15 protein-coding genes are annotated in these 15,100 nt (G+C 73.2%); 9 read left to right on the top strand and 6 right to left on the bottom strand.

Annotated features, from left to right (window positions below; genetic code table 11):
* Nucleotides 1-130: 130 nt before the first annotated feature.
* Together ACZ6K0_RS06920 and ACZ6K0_RS06915 are read left to right on the top strand one after the other, a co-directional pair.
* Entirely contained in the window at nucleotides 131-1,336 is a 1,206-nt protein-coding gene (locus ACZ6K0_RS06920; RefSeq protein ID WP_376399972.1) for an ABC transporter ATP-binding protein, read from the top strand.
* Nucleotides 1,333-2,169 carry an ABC transporter permease gene (locus ACZ6K0_RS06915; RefSeq protein WP_376399975.1) on the top strand — a complete coding sequence of 279 codons (837 nt, stop codon included), beginning with the start codon at nucleotides 1,333-1,335 and terminating at the stop codon, nucleotides 2,167-2,169. Before ACZ6K0_RS06920 ends, ACZ6K0_RS06915 begins: the two co-directional genes overlap by 4 nt.
* A gap of 43 nt (nucleotides 2,170-2,212) precedes the next feature.
* On the opposite strand, the gene ACZ6K0_RS06910 is transcribed toward ACZ6K0_RS06915, so the two are convergent.
* Nucleotides 2,213-2,545: an ATP/GTP-binding protein gene (locus tag ACZ6K0_RS06910; RefSeq protein ID WP_376399978.1), complete on the bottom strand. Its 333-nt coding sequence runs from the start codon at nucleotides 2,543-2,545 to the stop codon at nucleotides 2,213-2,215.
* A 198-nt stretch (nucleotides 2,546-2,743) separates the two neighbouring features.
* Between ACZ6K0_RS06910 and ACZ6K0_RS06905 the strand changes: the two genes are divergently transcribed.
* Nucleotides 2,744-3,778, top strand: a complete 1,035-nt coding sequence (locus tag ACZ6K0_RS06905; RefSeq protein ID WP_376399981.1) for an LLM class flavin-dependent oxidoreductase — start codon at nucleotides 2,744-2,746, stop codon at nucleotides 3,776-3,778.
* A gap of 115 nt (nucleotides 3,779-3,893) precedes the next feature.
* Here the strand turns inward: ACZ6K0_RS06905 and ACZ6K0_RS06900 are convergent, their stop codons facing one another.
* Nucleotides 3,894-4,286, bottom strand: coding sequence for an SCO5389 family protein (locus ACZ6K0_RS06900; RefSeq protein WP_359669716.1), 393 nt, complete (start codon nucleotides 4,284-4,286; stop codon nucleotides 3,894-3,896).
* A gap of 228 nt (nucleotides 4,287-4,514) precedes the next feature.
* Between ACZ6K0_RS06900 and nucS the strand changes: the two genes are divergently transcribed.
* The gene (nucS, locus tag ACZ6K0_RS06895; RefSeq protein ID WP_024759240.1) at nucleotides 4,515-5,186 is read left to right on the top strand and encodes an endonuclease NucS; all 672 of its coding nucleotides are present in this window, start codon (nucleotides 4,515-4,517) and stop codon (nucleotides 5,184-5,186) included.
* A 123-nt stretch (nucleotides 5,187-5,309) separates the two neighbouring features.
* Here nucS and ACZ6K0_RS06890 read toward each other — a convergent pair whose 3' ends face one another.
* The 3 genes from ACZ6K0_RS06890 to ACZ6K0_RS06880 form a co-directional block, all read right to left on the bottom strand.
* On the bottom strand, nucleotides 5,310-8,003 hold the full coding sequence (locus ACZ6K0_RS06890; protein WP_469227617.1) for an ATP-binding protein: 2,694 nt from the start codon (nucleotides 8,001-8,003) through the stop codon (nucleotides 5,310-5,312).
* A 357-nt stretch (nucleotides 8,004-8,360) separates the two neighbouring features.
* Nucleotides 8,361-8,684 (bottom strand): STAS domain-containing protein, encoded by a 324-nt coding sequence (locus ACZ6K0_RS06885; RefSeq protein ID WP_376399989.1) that lies wholly within the window; start codon nucleotides 8,682-8,684, stop codon nucleotides 8,361-8,363.
* 127 nt (nucleotides 8,685-8,811) lie between these two features.
* The gene (locus ACZ6K0_RS06880) at nucleotides 8,812-9,660 is read right to left on the bottom strand and encodes a 3-hydroxyacyl-CoA dehydrogenase family protein (RefSeq protein WP_469227618.1); all 849 of its coding nucleotides are present in this window, start codon (nucleotides 9,658-9,660) and stop codon (nucleotides 8,812-8,814) included.
* Between the two features lie 235 nt (nucleotides 9,661-9,895).
* On the opposite strand from ACZ6K0_RS06880, the gene ACZ6K0_RS06875 reads away from it, so the two are divergent.
* Genes ACZ6K0_RS06875 through ACZ6K0_RS06865 form a run of 3 tightly spaced genes read left to right on the top strand, consistent with a single transcriptional unit; the run spans nucleotide 9,896 to nucleotide 12,790 of the window.
* Nucleotides 9,896-10,813 carry an EamA family transporter gene (locus tag ACZ6K0_RS06875; RefSeq protein WP_376399995.1) on the top strand — a complete coding sequence of 306 codons (918 nt, stop codon included), beginning with the start codon at nucleotides 9,896-9,898 and terminating at the stop codon, nucleotides 10,811-10,813.
* Entirely contained in the window at nucleotides 10,810-11,610 is an 801-nt protein-coding gene (locus ACZ6K0_RS06870) for a hypothetical protein (protein WP_469227619.1), read from the top strand. The genes ACZ6K0_RS06875 and ACZ6K0_RS06870 overlap by 4 nt, the downstream gene beginning before the upstream one ends.
* A gap of 31 nt (nucleotides 11,611-11,641) precedes the next feature.
* Nucleotides 11,642-12,790 carry a cysteine desulfurase family protein gene (locus tag ACZ6K0_RS06865; protein ID WP_469227620.1) on the top strand — a complete coding sequence of 383 codons (1,149 nt, stop codon included), beginning with the start codon at nucleotides 11,642-11,644 and terminating at the stop codon, nucleotides 12,788-12,790.
* 50 nt (nucleotides 12,791-12,840) lie between these two features.
* Here ACZ6K0_RS06865 and ACZ6K0_RS06860 read toward each other — a convergent pair whose 3' ends face one another.
* Nucleotides 12,841-13,479 (bottom strand): TetR/AcrR family transcriptional regulator, encoded by a 639-nt coding sequence (locus ACZ6K0_RS06860; protein ID WP_376400004.1) that lies wholly within the window; start codon nucleotides 13,477-13,479, stop codon nucleotides 12,841-12,843.
* Nucleotides 13,480-13,567: 88 nt separating this feature from the next.
* On the opposite strand from ACZ6K0_RS06860, the gene ACZ6K0_RS06855 reads away from it, so the two are divergent.
* Both ACZ6K0_RS06855 and ACZ6K0_RS06850 read left to right on the top strand, forming a co-directional pair.
* Nucleotides 13,568-14,341 (top strand): ABC transporter ATP-binding protein, encoded by a 774-nt coding sequence (locus ACZ6K0_RS06855; protein WP_376400007.1) that lies wholly within the window; start codon nucleotides 13,568-13,570, stop codon nucleotides 14,339-14,341.
* An 8-nt stretch (nucleotides 14,342-14,349) separates the two neighbouring features.
* Nucleotides 14,350-15,099, top strand: a complete 750-nt coding sequence (locus ACZ6K0_RS06850) for an ABC transporter permease (protein ID WP_376400011.1) — start codon at nucleotides 14,350-14,352, stop codon at nucleotides 15,097-15,099.
* The last annotated feature ends 1 nt before the right edge of the window (nucleotide 15,100 follow it).

The raw sequence follows: 15,100 nt of genomic DNA, 5'->3' as shown, positions 1-15,100 counted from the left end.
CCCTTCCGCTTCCCTTCCGCTTCGCTGGAACCGTCAACGGCTGGATAAGCTCCTCATTCATACGGGGGGCTCCGGCCGTCGGCCGCCACGCCCCGACACGGATGCGACGACCTGTCGATGGGGCTGGAGAATGATCGAGGCAGTCGGCCTGACGAAGCGCTACGGCGCCAAGACGGCCGTGTACAACCTTTCCTTCCAGGTGAGGCCCGGTGTGGTCACCGGCTTCCTGGGCCCGAACGGGTCCGGGAAGTCGACGACGATGCGCATGATCCTCGGGCTCGACCGGCCCAGCGCGGGTCAGGTGACGATCGGCGGCCACCCCTTCCGGCAGCTCCCGAACGCGCCCCGGCAGGTCGGCGCGCTCCTTGACGCCAAGGCCGTGCACGGCGGCCGGAGCGCGCGCAGCCACCTGCTGTCGCTCGCCCAGCTGGCGGGCATCCCGGCGCAGCGCGTCGACGAGGTCCTCGGCGTCGTCGGCCTCCAGGACGTGGCCAAGCGGCGTTCGAAGGGCTTCTCGCTCGGCATGGGCCAGCGGCTCGGCATCGCGGCGGCGCTCCTCGGCGACCCGCAGGTGCTGCTCTTCGACGAGCCGGTGAACGGCCTGGACCCGGAGGGCATCCTCTGGGTCCGGAACCTGATGAAGAAGCTGGCCGCCGAGGGCCGGACCGTCTTCGTCTCCAGCCACCTCATGAGCGAGATGGCGCTGACGGCGGACCACCTGATCGTGATCGGCCGGGGGCAGCTGCTCGCGGACATGAGCGTCACGGACTTCATCTCGGCGAACTCCGCCGACTTCGCCCGGGTGCGGACGCCGCAGACCGAGCCGGCGCAGCGGGAGAAGCTGACGGCGGCGCTCATGGAGGCCGGCGGCCAGGTGCTGTCCGAGCCGGACGGCGCGCTGCGCGTGACGGGCCTGCCCCTGCCGCGGATCAGCGACCTGGCGCACGGCGCGGACGTACGGCTCTGGGAGCTCTCCCCGCACCAGGCCTCCCTGGAGGAGGCGTACATGCGGATGACGCAGGGCGCGGTGGACTACCGTTCCACCGACGACCGGCTCGCCCACCTCCAGGCGCCGCAGCAGCCCGGGCAGCCGGGGTACGGGATGCCGCCGCAGCAGCAGCCGATGTCCCCCGAGGTGCCGCAGCAGGGCTGGTACGCCCCGCCGCCGCCCGGACAGAACCCGTACGCCGGGGCTCCGCAGGCCCCCGCGGCGCCGAGCCCGTACGCCGCGCCGCACCAGGCCGCCCCGAGCGCGCCGGCGGCCCCTCCGACCGCTCCGGCCGCTCCGCAGCCGGGCACCCCGCAGCCGAGCGACACCACCAAGGACGCCCGATGACCGCCCCCACCCACCACCACGCTCCGGCGCCGCACGCCGCCTACGTCTCCCCCATCCCGGTCCGCCGGGCGCACCTCGGGGACGCGCTCGCCTCCGAGTGGACGAAGATCCGCTCGGTCCGGTCGACGTTGTGGACGCTCGGCGTCATGATCCTGCTGATGCTGGGCATCGGCCTGGGTGTCGCGGCGATCGCCGCGACCTCCGAGGCGCCGATGGGCGAGGAGTCCGCGCTCGGCTTCGGCTTCTTCGGGATGCTTCCCGCATCGATCTGCGTGATCACGCTCGGGGTCCTGACGATCGCCTCCGAGTACGGCACGGGCATGATCCGTACGACCCTGACCGCCTGCCCGAGCCGGGCGCGGGTGCTGACGGCGAAGGCGCTCGTCTTCTTCCTGCTGGTCTTCACGGTCACGACCGTCTTCGCGACGCTGGTGGCGGTGGCCCAGGTCGCCATGGTGGACGCGCGGGAACCCACGGGCGGCGAATGGCTGCGGGCGACGGTCGGCGCGGGCGCCTACCTGGCGATGCTGGGTCTGCTGTCGCTGGCGCTCGGGACGCTCATCCGGCACTCGGCCGGCGCGATCACCGTGATGATCGGCCTGCTGCTGCTTCCGCTGGTGGCGGCGCTGTTCATGTTCTCGGAGGCGCTCCGGTCGGTGCAGGAGGCCCTCTTCACCTACGCGATCCCCTCGCAGATGATCGCGCTGTACAGCGAGCGTCCGCCGTTCGGCGACAGCGGCCCGGCGGGCTGGGAGCCGCTGCTGATCGTGACCGGCGTCACGGCCGCGGCGCTGGCCGGCGCCTACGCCCTGCTGAACAGCAAGGACGTGTGAGGACGCCGGCGAGGACCGGGGCGGACAGTCCCCGGTACGTCGGCTAGTACTTCGGCGCGTTACGGGACCGCTGCACCCTGCTGGTGCGGCGGTCCTTCGCGTTCCAGCAGGCCTTGTGCCAGTGGCGCCGGTCGTCCACTCCCCCGTACTCGGGCCAGGCGACGACGTGCGGGGCCCCGGGCGGGATCTCCTGGTCGCAGCCGGGGCAGCGGTAGCGCTTCCCGGGCGAGCTCGCTCCGGCGACGAGGCGGACGTACCACTCCTCGCCCTGCCAGGTCTCGCTGCGCTGCGCACCGCCGTACCGGTCGCCGGGTTCGCCCGGCTGCGGCTGCTCGGGCTTATCGCCGCCTCGGGAACGGTTGTGGCGCGGGGACACGGGCACACCTCACGGGGTCTGGGAACACGGACCGTTCTCTCCAGCCTACGGGCCGCGATGCGGTGCCCCGGGCCCCGTCCACGGCGGCTTAGCCGAAAATCGCAAGAACTTCATGAACGGCCGTTGCCTTTGGCACGTGTCAGACGTTGTTGCCTGTGCGAGGGGAGATACGCGTCGGCCGCAAGGAGGCAGAAGGCGATGCGCGTGGGTACGTTCGTTCTGGCCGCCCAGTTCCCGGGCCAGGGACAAGGGGAGGCGTTGCACCGGGCGGTGCGGACCGCCGAGGTCGCAGAAGAGGCGGGGCTCGACTCCGTCTGGCTCGCCGAGCACCACTTCGTGCCGTACGGGGTCTGCCCCTCGGCCGTGACGCTCGCCGCGCTGCTCCTCGGCCGCACCCGGCGGCTGCGGGTGGGCACGGCGGTGAGTGTGCTGCCGACCGTCCACCCGGTCGCCCTGGGAGAGCAGGCCGCGCTGCTGCACCTCACGTCGGGCGGCAGGTTCACCCTCGGGGTGGGGCGGGGCGGTCCCTGGGTCGACCTGGAGGTGTTCGGCGCGGGCCTGGAGGCGTACGAAGGAGGCTTCCCCGAATCGCTCGATCTGCTGCTGCGGTGGCTGGGCGAGCCCCGGGTCGGCGCCGAGGGGGAACGATTCGCTTTCCGCGAGGTGGCGGTGGTGCCCCGCGCGGACGAGCTGATCGGCGGCGGGGCGGGGCCCGAGGTGGTGGTGGCCTGCACCTCGCCGAAGAGCGTGCGGCTCGCCGCGGAGCGGGGGCTTCCGATGCTGCTCGGGATGCACTGCGGCGACGAGGACAAGGCCGAGATGGTCGCGGCCTGGGCGCGCTGCGCGCGGGAGGCCGGGCGGGACCCGGACGAGATCGCGCGGATCGGCGCCGGGCACGTCTCGGCGGGGGTGGCCCAGCTCGCGGACCGCGGCCCGGACGCGGCCGAGGCGCTGGTGAAGGCGATGCCGGGCTGGCTGAAGCAGGGGCTCGACGCGCATGTGACGGTCGACGGCCGGCACCGGGCGATGCGGGACCCCGTGGCGTACACGGAGCTGCTGTGCCGACTGCACCCCGTGGGTACGCCCCGGCTGGCGGCGGACCGGCTCGCGGCGACGGCGGAGCGTACGGGCATCACGCGGTTCGCTCTGCTCGCGGAGGGCTCGGGCGACCTCGCGGCGACCGAGGAGAACGTCCGGCGGCTCGGCGCCGAGGTCCTTCCGCTGCTGGTCTGACCGGGCCGCGGCCCGGCGGAGAGAGTGCGCTGCCGCTCCGGCATCTCCGCGCGGTCGACGCGTGTCGGCACGCGTCGACCGCGTCTCCCGCAATGCGGAGCGGCAGCACCATGTCTCAGCAGTCGCGCAGTTCCGGCGACTGGTTGAGCAGCTGCCCCCGTACGGACGTGAAGCGGGCGAGCCGCTCGTCCACCGCCGGGTCCAGCGGGAACACCGCCACGCGATGGCAGTTCTGGAAGGCGAGACGCACCCCGAAGTGCCGCTGCAGGGCGCCACGAATGGCATCGCTCGCGAGCGCGCGCAGCAGCTGACCACGTGCCTGCTCATTCGGCGGCGGCGTCTGGTTGTCGGCGAATTCTCCGCCGTCGACCTTCAGCTGAGCCACCAGAGAACTGATCATCTCCCATGCGAAGGGCAGGGAGGTCCGGACGCAGTCGACGAAGTCGGCTTCGTCGACCTCGCCTCGCTCGGCCTGTTCCAACAGTGCCGGTGAGACGTCGAGCGACATGGGTTCTCCTCTCGCGACCCCGCGGACGGGGTCTTGCGGGCAGGGGCGAAGGCCGGGCCGCCCGCCACGCAGCGTGCACGGACGACGACCTCCAGCTTCCACGGTAAGCGCGCAGACCTGGTCGCACCAGAAGATTGGGAACACAACAGGCTGATAACCGACGGGTGTTCGGCTCAGGATGATGCCCGAATCGCGCGGAAGAGCGCCCGTCTTGTAGCGTTGCGGACCATGCGTCTCGTCATTGCCCGTTGCTCCGTGGACTACGCGGGTCGGCTCACCGCCCACCTGCCCTCCGCACCCCGTCTGATCCTGATCAAGGCCGACGGGAGCGTCTCGATCCACGCGGACGACCGGGCGTACAAACCGCTCAATTGGATGTCCCCGCCGTGCACCCTGAAGGAGGGTGCGGACGGTGAGGCGGGCATCTGGACCGTGATCAACAAAGCGGGCGAGAAACTGATCATCACGATGGAGGAAATCCTCCACGATTCCTCGCACGAGCTCGGTGTGGACCCCGGTCTCATCAAGGACGGCGTGGAGGCCCACCTCCAGGAGCTCCTCGCCGACCGCATCGAGACCCTCGGCGAGGGGTACACCCTGATCCGCCGCGAGTACCCGACGGCGATCGGCCCGGTCGACATCCTCTGCCGCGACGCGGACGGCGGGACGGTCGCGGTGGAGATCAAGCGGCGCGGCGAGATCGACGGCGTCGAGCAGCTGACCCGCTACCTGGAGCTGCTCAACCGCGATCCGCACCTGGCCCCCGTGAAGGGCGTCTTCGCGGCGCAGGAGATCAAGCCGCAGGCGAAGGTGCTCGCGACGGACCGCGGCATCGGCTGCGTGGTCCTCGACTACAACGCGCTGCGCGGCATCGAGGACGACAAGCTCCGGCTCTTCTAGAGCCGACGGACGAAGCGGTACGAGTACGGGGACGGCCCCGGGTGCGGTGAGCGCGCCCGGGGCCGTCCCCGTATTTCGTCTTCCGTATCCGTATCCGTTTCCGCTTCCGCTTCCGGACCCGGGTCAGGCGATCGGCGTCTCCGAGGCGGCGGGGGTGTCGGAGGCGGACGGGCCGCCGAGGGACGCCGAGGCGGAGTTGCTCGGGGAGTTCTCCCCCGGCGGCGGAGCGCTGGTCGTCGGCGGCGCGGTGGTCGTCGGGGGCGGGGTCGTCGGCGGGGTGGTCGACGGCGACGGCGGGGTGGTCGACGGAACCGGGCTCGACGAGGTCGGACGCGGCCCGCCGGTGCTGGCCGACGGGCTCGACGGCGGCCGGGTCGTGGTGGGGGCGGTGGTGCCCGTAGGACTGTCCGACGGGGACGGCGCCGAGGACGACGGGGACGAGGACTCGGACGCGTCCGTCGAGCTCGGGGAGCCGGTGGCGCCGGGGCTCGTCGGCCCGTTCGACGGCGAGGTGCCGTCGGAGCCGGAGGGGCTCGGGGAGCCGGAGTCCGTGGGCTTGCCCGACTCGCCGGTGTCACCCGGCTCGTCGCCCTCCCCCGCGTCGCCGTCGGCCGGCGCTTCGGCGCCGTCGAGACCGTCGTCGGTGCCGTCGTCGGTCGCCGTGCTGTCGGAGGTGACGCGGTTCGTGGCGGGGTCCTCGCCGTTGCCGGAGGTCGCGCCGAGGGTGACGACGGTGCCGAGGACGGCCACGAGGAGCGCACCGGCGCCGACGGCGGCCAGGTTGCGGCGGGCGCCGGTGAGGATGCCGCCCTTGAGGCCCGGGCGGCGGCTGCCCTGGACGGTGTCCGGGCGGGTGATGAGCGTGGGGCCCTCGTCGGCGAAGTCCGGGAAGGCGGGCACCGGGGAGGTCGCCGGGCCGCGCACGGGGCCACCGGGCAGCGGGGCCGTCAGCGGCTCCGGGACCGGGGGCGCGGGACGGGGGGTGGTGCGGCGCAGGGCCGGGGTGCCGCGCGGCGGGGAGACGGGCTCCTCGGCACGGGCCGCGGCCGACGTGCCGTGCTCTCCCGAGAGGTCGGCGACGAGCGCGAGCGCCCGGCGGCCGGCGACGGTGCCGCGCTTGTCGGCGAGCACCCCGCGCATGCCGATGGAGGCTTCCAGCTCGGCGCGGGCCCGCTCCAGGTTTCCGGCGCAGATCGCGAGGACGCCGAGCTCGTGGTGGAAGTACGCCTCCTCGGCGACGTCCCCGGTGAGCCGGGCGGCCTCCTGTCCGGCGCGCAGGACCCGCTCCCAGGCGCCCCAGTGCAGTCCGGCGGCGAAGGCGGGCGCGGCGGCGCGGGCGAGGAGGACGGCGGTGGTCCGGCGCTCTCCGTCGGTGCCGGCTTCGGCGCCGGCGACGAGTGCGGTCAGGGCGGCGAGGAGGGCGTCGGACTCGGCGGCGGCGCGCTCGGGCGTGACGGAGGGGTGGCCGGCCCACCAGGCGTAGTGCTGGGCGGTGGTGTGGACGCGGTCGGCGGCGTCGTGCTCGTACCCGTGGGCGAGGAGCTGGGTGAGGACCCCGGCGGCGAGCCGGTAGCGGGTGCCGACCGGGGAGAGCAGTCCGCAGGCGACGAGCTCGCCGAGGGCGGCGTCGGCGTGGGTGTCGCCGACCAGGGCCGGCAGGTGGGCCTGGTGCGGGACCTCGCCGCCGAGGGCCACGGCGAAGCGCAGGGCGGCCTGGGCGGAGCGGCTGAGCCGGGAGGCGAGGAGGGCGGCGGGCGCGGCGCCCTCGCCGAGGCTGGGCAGGGGTATCTCGCGGAGTTCGACGTCGGGGTCGTCGACGCCGTCGAAGGCGGCGGCAGCGGCAGCGGCGGCCGCCGCGGGGTCGGTCGGGCCGAAGGCCTCTTCGAGGGCGCCGAAGGCGTCGAACTCGGCCGGGGTGACGCGCAGCCGGTCGCGCTGGCGCAGCAGGGCCCCGGCCTGGACGAAGCGGAGGGGCAGGCCCTCGGACTCGAACCACAGGTCGCCGGCCCAGTTGGCCTCCTCGTCGGTGAGGGTGCGGCCGACGGCGCTCTCCAGGAGCTTGAGGGAGGCACCGCGGCCGAGGCCGGCGAGGGCGACCTCCTCGACGTGGGCGCCGGCCGAGGGGGCGGGCGCGTCGGGGGCGGCGGCGAGGAGGAAGGCGCACTCGGGGGCGGCGGCGAGGAGTTCGTCGAGGGCGGCGCCGCCGAACTCCAGGTCGTCGACGACGACGACGGCGCCGATGTCGCGGAGCCGGTCGGGGAGCGTGGTCCGGTCGGGCCGGTGGTTCGGGGCGTACCGGACGGTGCTGAAGAGCTCGTGGAGGAGCTCGGTGGGGGTGCGGTGGTGGCCGGAGAGGCGGACGACGCCGTCGGGGGCGAGCTCCGCGCAGTCGGCGGCGACCGCGTCGAGGAGGACGGTGCGGCCGGAGCCGGCGGGGCCGGTGAGGCGGGCGGAGCGGCCGCGGGCGAGGATCTCGGCGAGCCGCTCGCGCTGTTCCTGGCGTTCGAGGAGGGGCAGTGCGGGGGCGGCGGGCCCGGGCGGTACGGGCGGGGCGGCGGCGCGGGCGGCCTCGGCGCGCTCCTCGGGGGTGCGGCGGCGGGGGGCCTCGGGCTCCTGGCCCGGCGGGCAGGGCTCTATCTCGCTGCCGTCGACGGGGTTGACGGTGAGGAGCAGCTCGCCGGAGACGAGGCGGACGACGCGGGCGCGTGCGGGGGCCGCGGGCGAGCGCTCGGGCAGGGCGGCGCCGAGCGCGGGGCGGGCGTCCTCGCCCTCGGTGTCGTGACCGTACTGCTCCGACCCAGGGTTGATCGGGTCCATGGTCCAAGCCCCCAAGAAGCGGTGTCAGGTGCCCGCCGGGTGGGTCCGTCAATGTGCAGGCGACCGAACCCTAGACCGTGGTCAGGCGGTCGGGAACAGCCGGGGGGCTTCAGAGACCAAGACGTCACGGTCTTGTGAGGATTGAGCGTGACGCCTGGTTCACACAGCTGCTTCACAGGGCCGTGTCCCCCCTGTCACCTCCGCCCGCCGGGTCCCACCCGCACCGGAGACGCCCCGCCGGGTACCGCCGCGCCGGAGACGCCTCGCAGGGTCCCACCGCACCGGATCCGCCCGCGAGCTCACGCCCGTACCGGATCCGCCCGAAAGCTCACGCCCATACCGGTTCCACCCGCGAGGTCACACCCGGGGCAGCGACTCCGCGGCGAGGCCGCCCTCGATGGCGAGGATGCGGTGGAGCTTGGTGGCCACGAGCAGCCGCTGCATCTGGGGCGGCACCCCGCGCAGGACGAGGCGCCGGCCGCAGCGGCCGGCTCTCCGGTGAACGCCCATGATCACGCCGAGCCCGGTCGCGTCCCAGGAGTCGAGGCCGGTCAGGTCGAGTACCAGATCGCCGACTCCGTCGTCGACGGCCGAGTGCAGGACCGTACGGGCGTCCGCCGCGCTGCGGACGTCGAGGCGGCCCCCGACGACCAGCTCGACGTGGTCGCCCCTGATGTGCATATGCGCTCCCCGAGTGTGCTCCGTCTTCGCAACAACTGACTGCCGCACCGGCAGATACGTTGCGCCTTGTCAGCGAACCGATACCGAAATTCACCCCACGGAGTGAGGGCGGGGTGGCGGGCCGGACTCAGTGCTTGTAGAAGCCCTGCCCGCTCTTGCGCCCGATGTCACCCGCGTCCACCATCCGGCGCATCAGCTCCGGCGGCGCGAACTTCTCGTCCTGGGACTCGGTGTAGATGTTGTTGGCGGCGTTCACCAGGATGTCGATGCCGGTGAGGTCGGCCGTGGCGAGCGGGCCCATGGCGTGGCCGAAGCCGAGCTTGCAGGCGATGTCGATGTCCTCGGCGGTGGCGACGCCCGACTCGTAGAGCTTGGCGGCCTCGACGACGAGGGCCGAGATGAGGCGGGTGGTGACGAAGCCGGCGACGTCGCGGTTGACGACGATGCAGGTCTTGCCGACGGACTCGGCGAACTCCCGGGCGGTGGCCAGGGTGCCGTCGCTGGTCTTGTAGCCGCGGACCAGCTCGACGAGCTGCATCATCGGGACCGGCGAGAAGAAGTGGACGCCGACGACGGCCTCCGGGCGCTCGGTCACCGCGGCGATCTTGGTGATCGGGATCGCGGAGGTGTTGGAGGCGAGGACGGCGCCGTCCTTGGCGATCTTGTCGAGCGAGCGGAAGATCTCGTGCTTGACGTCGAGGTTCTCGAAGACGGCCTCGACGACGATGTCGGCGTCGGCGACGGCGTCGAGCTCGGTGGTGGCGGTGATCCGGCCGAGGGCGGCCTCGGCGTCGGCCGCGTCCATCCGGCCCTTCGCGACGAACCGGTCGTACGACGCCTTGATGCCGTCGGTGCCGCGGGTCAGGGCGGCGTCGGTGACGTCACGCAGGACGACGTCCCAGCCCGCCTGTGCCGAGACCTGCGCGATGCCGGATCCCATGAGTCCGGCCCCGATGACGGCGAGCTTCCTGGCCACGATGTTCCACCCCTCAACGCCTGTTCACTTCTGGCTCTCCGGCGGAGATTAGCGGTCGCGGGGCGCCATGTGACCGCTAAGTAATGCGCGTCACGCCCTCTTTGACGGACGTCACACTCGCGACACCTCTTCCGTGCCCCATTCCGGTCGCGACATACCCCTAGGGGGTATAGAGTCTCCGGCATCCGCCCGCCGGTCGGGGCTCGGGGCCGAGGCCCGGAGAGGAGGTGCCGTCATGCGTCCGTACGCCCGGGGAGCCGTCCCAGCGCCCCTGCTGCTCCTGACCGGCATGGTCAGCCTGCAGTTCGGGTCCGCCTTCGCGAAGCGGCTCTTCGAGGAGACCGGACCGACCGGCGCGACCCTGCTGCGCCTGCTCATCGCCGCCACCCTGCTCTGCCTGCTGTCCCGGCCCGCACCCCGGCTCCTCCGCACCCACTGGCGGTTGCTGCTCCCCTACGGGGCCGTCTTCGCCGTCATGCAGTTCGCCTTCTACGAGGCGACCTCCCGGCTGCCCCTCGGCGTCGTCGTGACGCTGGAGTTCAGCGGGCCGCTGCTGCTCGCCGCGTTCACCTCCCGGCGCGCGCTCGACCGGCTCTGGGTGGCGGTCGCCGCCGCCGGTCTGCTCGTCCTCGGCGGTACGCGCGGCATGGACGATCCGGTCGGCCTCGCGGCGAGCCTGCTCACCGGCGCGGCGCTGACCGGCTACATCCTGCTCGGCGGCCGGGTGGGCCGCGCGGTCCCCGGCGGCTCCGGACTGGCGCTCGGCCTGGCCGTGGCGGCCGTCCTCGCGCTGCCCACCGCTCCGGCGCTCGGCCTGCCCTCCCCCGGCGTCCTGCTCGAACCGCGGGTGCTCGGGGCCGCCCTCGCGGTGGCGGTCCTCACCACCGTCGTCCCGTTCTCGCTGGAGTTCGCCGCGCTGCGCCGGCTGCCGCCGCGGGTCTTCGCCGTGCTGTCCACGGTGGAGCCGGTCATCGCGGCCCTGGTGGGCCTCGCCCTCCTCGGCGAGCGGCTCTCCCCCGCCCAATGGGCCGCCGTGCTCTGCGTGGTGACGGCGGCCGTCGGCACCGCCCGCCGGCCGTCCGCACCCGACGAACCCCCCGGCCCCGCACCGTCCGATCGATCCCCTTCCCGGAAGAACGGAGTGCACACGTGAACACCCTGACCACTTCTCACACCCACACCCACACCCACGCCGACACCCGCACCCGCACCCGCACCGTCCCGCCGCGGGTAGCCCCGCTCCTGGAGACCGTCGACCCCGCCCACCGCTCGGCGGTCCTCGTCGCGGGCGGCTACGTCGAAGCGACCGCCGGCATCGGGGAGTTCTCGCTGAGCTCCTTCGCCCTGGCCCAGGAGACCGGCGCCGCCGCCCGCCGCCTGCACCGGGGCAACAAGGTGGTGTACGACGTCATCGTCAACGACCTCGGCCTGTCCTGTTCCGACGACGTCTGTACGCTGCCGGCCGCCGGCCCCGCGCAGACCGACCTCGGCCCGCTCGCCGCCGCGGCGGCCGCGGCCGGGACCTCCTTCACCGTCACCCGCGAGCGCACCCTGCGCAATCGCGCCGCGCGCACCATGAAGCGCCGGCTGCGCGACCCGGCGGAACACCCGCTGTTCCTCCTCGACGGGGACGAGATCGTCTTCCGTTCCCGCCAGTACGAGAAGGTGCTCGCCGGGGTCGTCAAGGACGACCACGTCGTCCCGCGCTGCCCGTTGATCGTCGCCGAGTACTTCGCGCGCTACTTCGCCCGGCTGCGGGCCGCCTTCCCCGACTGCGCCCGCCGCCACGTCGTCGACATCAGCTCGCTCGCCGACCGGGACAAGGTGACGAAGGGCGCCGAGATCTACCTCCGCACCCAGGCGGTCCCCGGCGAGGAAATCGTGCTGGTCTTCGCCGACGCGGCCTGCGCCGATCCGATCGCCCTGCCCTACACCGCCGACGACTTCTGACGGACCGCCACCGAGGACAGGGAGTACCGGCATGGCCACGATCTATCTCGACCACCAGGCGACCACCCCGGCGGACCCGGCGGTCGTCGAGGCGATGACCTTCGCCGCCACCCACTGCTACGCCAATCCGTCCAGCCCGCACGCGGCCGGCATCCGCGCCTTCCGCGAGGTCGAACGGGCGCGCGGGGCCGTCGCCCGCCTCATCGGGGCGGCGCGCAGCGAGATCTACTTCACCTCGGGCGCGACCGAGGGCAACAACCTGGCGATCAAGGGAGTCGTCACGTCCCGCGAGCGGCGCCATGTGGTGACCACGGCGGTGGAGCACAAGTCCGTGCTCGACAGCTGCCGTTCCCTGCGGGCCGACGGGCACGACGTGACGGTGCTGCCCGTCGACGCCGAGGGCAGGGTCTCCGCGCGCCAGGTGGCGGCGGCGCTCCGGCCGGAGACCGCGCTGGTCTCGGTGATGCTCGCGAACAACGAGATCTCCACCGTCCAGCCGGTGGCGGAGATCGGCGCGGTCACGCGGGCCGCCGGAGTGCCGCTGCACTGCGACGCGACCCAGGGCGTGGGTTCGCTGCCCGTCGACGTCCGGGCGCTCGGGGTCGATCTCCTCACCTTCTCCGGGCACAAGATCTACGGCCCGAAGGGCATCGGCGTGCTGTACGTCGCCAACCGCCTGTCGGACCGCGCGCCGCTGGCACCCCTCCTGCACGGCGGCGGGCAGGAGCGCGGTCTGCGCGCGGGCACGGTCAACACGGCCGCCGTCATCGGCCTGGGCACGGCCGTCGGCCTGCTCGCGGCCGGCCGGGAGGCGGAGGCGGTACGGCTGGCGGGGCTGCGGGAACGGTTCCTCTCCACGCTCGCGGAGCTCGCCCCGTACACGCTGAACAGCGGTACGGGGCCGGGGTTCCTGCCGCACGCGGTGAACCTGTCCTTCGAGGGCACGGACGCCCAGCAGCTCCTCCTGGAGGTCACGGACATCGCGGTGTCGACGGGTTCGGCCTGCAACAGCTCGGCTCAGGAGCCCTCGCACGTCCTCACGGCCGCCGGTCTCGCGCCGGAGCGGATCCGGGGCAGCATCCGGGTGGGCTTCGGGCGCTTCACGACCGAGGAGGAGGTCGTCCGTGCGGCCCGCGCGCTGGCGGCCGGGGTCTCGCGCCCGGCGGTCGGGGCCGTCTGACGCGGGGGGGGGGCGCCCGCGTACCGGAACCGGAGGACCGGGCGGGCCCCTCAGCCCTCGCGTACGGCGTAGGTCAGGACCCGCTCGCCCAGCAGCTCCTCGATCTCGTCGAGGAGGACGAGGGCCTCGCGGGAGACGGTCGTCGCCTTGCGTCCCGCGGTCATCTCCCGGGTGATGTAGGCGACGACCGTGGTCTCGATCCAGGCGAGCTGGCCGCCGACGAGCAGCGGCAGCGGGTCGTCCGCGTCGGCCCCGGTCTCCTCGCGCAGGGTGGTGACGACGGCGTCGTGGACCTGCTGCTGGAGGTGGAAGAGCCGGGCCTTGAGGGTGGGGGCGTGCTCGATGACGTTCATGAAGGCGTCGAAGCCGTCCATGAGTCCGTACGCGGGCGAGACGGCGCCGATGTCCTGGCGCAGTTCGCGCAGGACGGCGGCGGCGGCGGACTCGCCCCGGTCGCGCCCGCGGATCATCCGGGCGAGGCGCTGGGTGACGCCGTCCATCCGGTCGAGGAAGAGGTCCTCCTTGGCCGGGAAGTAGTTGTAGACGGTGTTGACGGAGACGTCCGCCGCCTCGGCGACGTCGGCGACGGTCACGGCCACGAAGCCGTGCTCCAGGAAGAGCCCGGTCGCGATGTCGGAGATCCGCTGCTTCGTCTCGCGCTTCTTGCGTTCCCTGAGTCCCTCGGCCATGCCCACATCCTAGGCTCCCTGAAATTTTGCGCCCTCTCAAAACTTGGTGGCATTGCAAAATTTCAGTGACTCTGTTTTTCTAGTCGCCATGCCCATCATCAGCACGGCCGGGCTCGCCCGGACCTTCCCCACCAAGAACGGCCCCGTGGAGGCCGTCCGCGGGATCGACCTGACCGTCCGGCCAGGCGAGATCCTCGGACTCCTCGGCCCCAACGGCGCCGGCAAGACGACCACCCTCCGCATGCTCACGACCCTGCTCCCGCCCACCGGCGGCGCCGCCACCATCGCCGGCCACGACCTCGTCAAGGACCCCGCGGCCGTCCGGCGGCGCATCGGGTACGTCGCCCAGTCCGGCGGCCTGGACCCCCAGGAGACGGTCCGCTCCGAGCTCGTCCTCCAGGGCAGGCTCTACGGCCTCGACCGCACCCGCGCGACCGCCCGCGCCGAGGAACTCGCGGCGGAGCTCGACCTCACGGACCTGCTCGACCGGCCGACCCCGGCGCTCTCCGGCGGCCAGCGGCGCCGCCTCGACCTCGCGATGGGGCTCACCCACCGGCCGGAGGTCCTCTTCCTCGACGAGCCGACGACCGGCCTCGACCCCGGCAGCCGCGCCGACCTGTGGGCCCTGGTGCGGCGGCTGCGCGACGAGTACGGCACGACCGTCGTCCTCACCACCCACTACCTGGACGAGGCCGACGCGCTCGCCGACCGGCTCGTGATCGTGGACAAGGGCACGGTCGTCGCCGAGGGCAGCCCCGCCGCCCTCAAGGCCGAGCACGGCGCGGCCACCCTCCAGGACGCCTTCCTCTCCATCACCGGGCGCGGCCCGGCCCCCGTCGACACCACTCCCGTAGCCGTCTAGGACCTCTGATGCTTCTCCACGACACCGCGCTGCTCTTCGGGCGCTACGCCCGCCAGACCCTGCGCTCCCCGTTCCAGATCTTCTTCGGCGCCCTGATGCCGCTGCTCTACCTGTTCTTCTTCGGGCCCCTGCTCACCGGCCTCCCGCTGGGCCGTGAGGGCGACTCCTGGCAGATCCTCGTGCCCGGCCTGCTGCTCCAACTCGGCCTCTTCGGCGCCTCGTTCGCCGGCTTCTCGATCATCATGGAGAAGAACTGGGGCGTGTTCGACCGGATGCGGGTCACGCCCGTGAGCCGGCTCGCGCTGCTGCTCGGCCGGGTGCTGCGGGACGCCGCGCTCTTCGTCTTCCAGGCGCTGCTGCTCGTCGTGGTGGCCGTGCCGATGGGCCTCAGGGCGCCGCTCGCCGGGATCCTGATCGGCTTCGGCTTCGTCGCCCTGCTCTCGGCGGCGCTCGCCTCGCTCTCGTACGCGCTCGCGCTGAAACTGCCGAGCCCGCAGGAGTTCGGCCCCGCGATCAACACGCTCGCGATGCCGTCGATGCTGCTGTCCGGCCTGATGCTGCCGATGGCCCTCGCCCCCGGCTGGCTGGACGTCGTCTCGCACCTCATGCCGTTCCGTTATCTGGTGGACGCGGTCCGGGAGGTGTACATCGGCCACTACACGACACCGGCCGTGCTGTACGGGGTGCTCGTCGCCCTCGGCCTGACGGCGCTCGCCGTGACGGTCGGCACACGAACGTTCCGGAGCGCCCACGCCTAAC

The sequence above is a fragment of the Streptomyces sp. NPDC042346 genome, from assembly GCF_055581845.1.
This window is presented reverse-complemented; position numbering and strand designations above follow the sequence as displayed.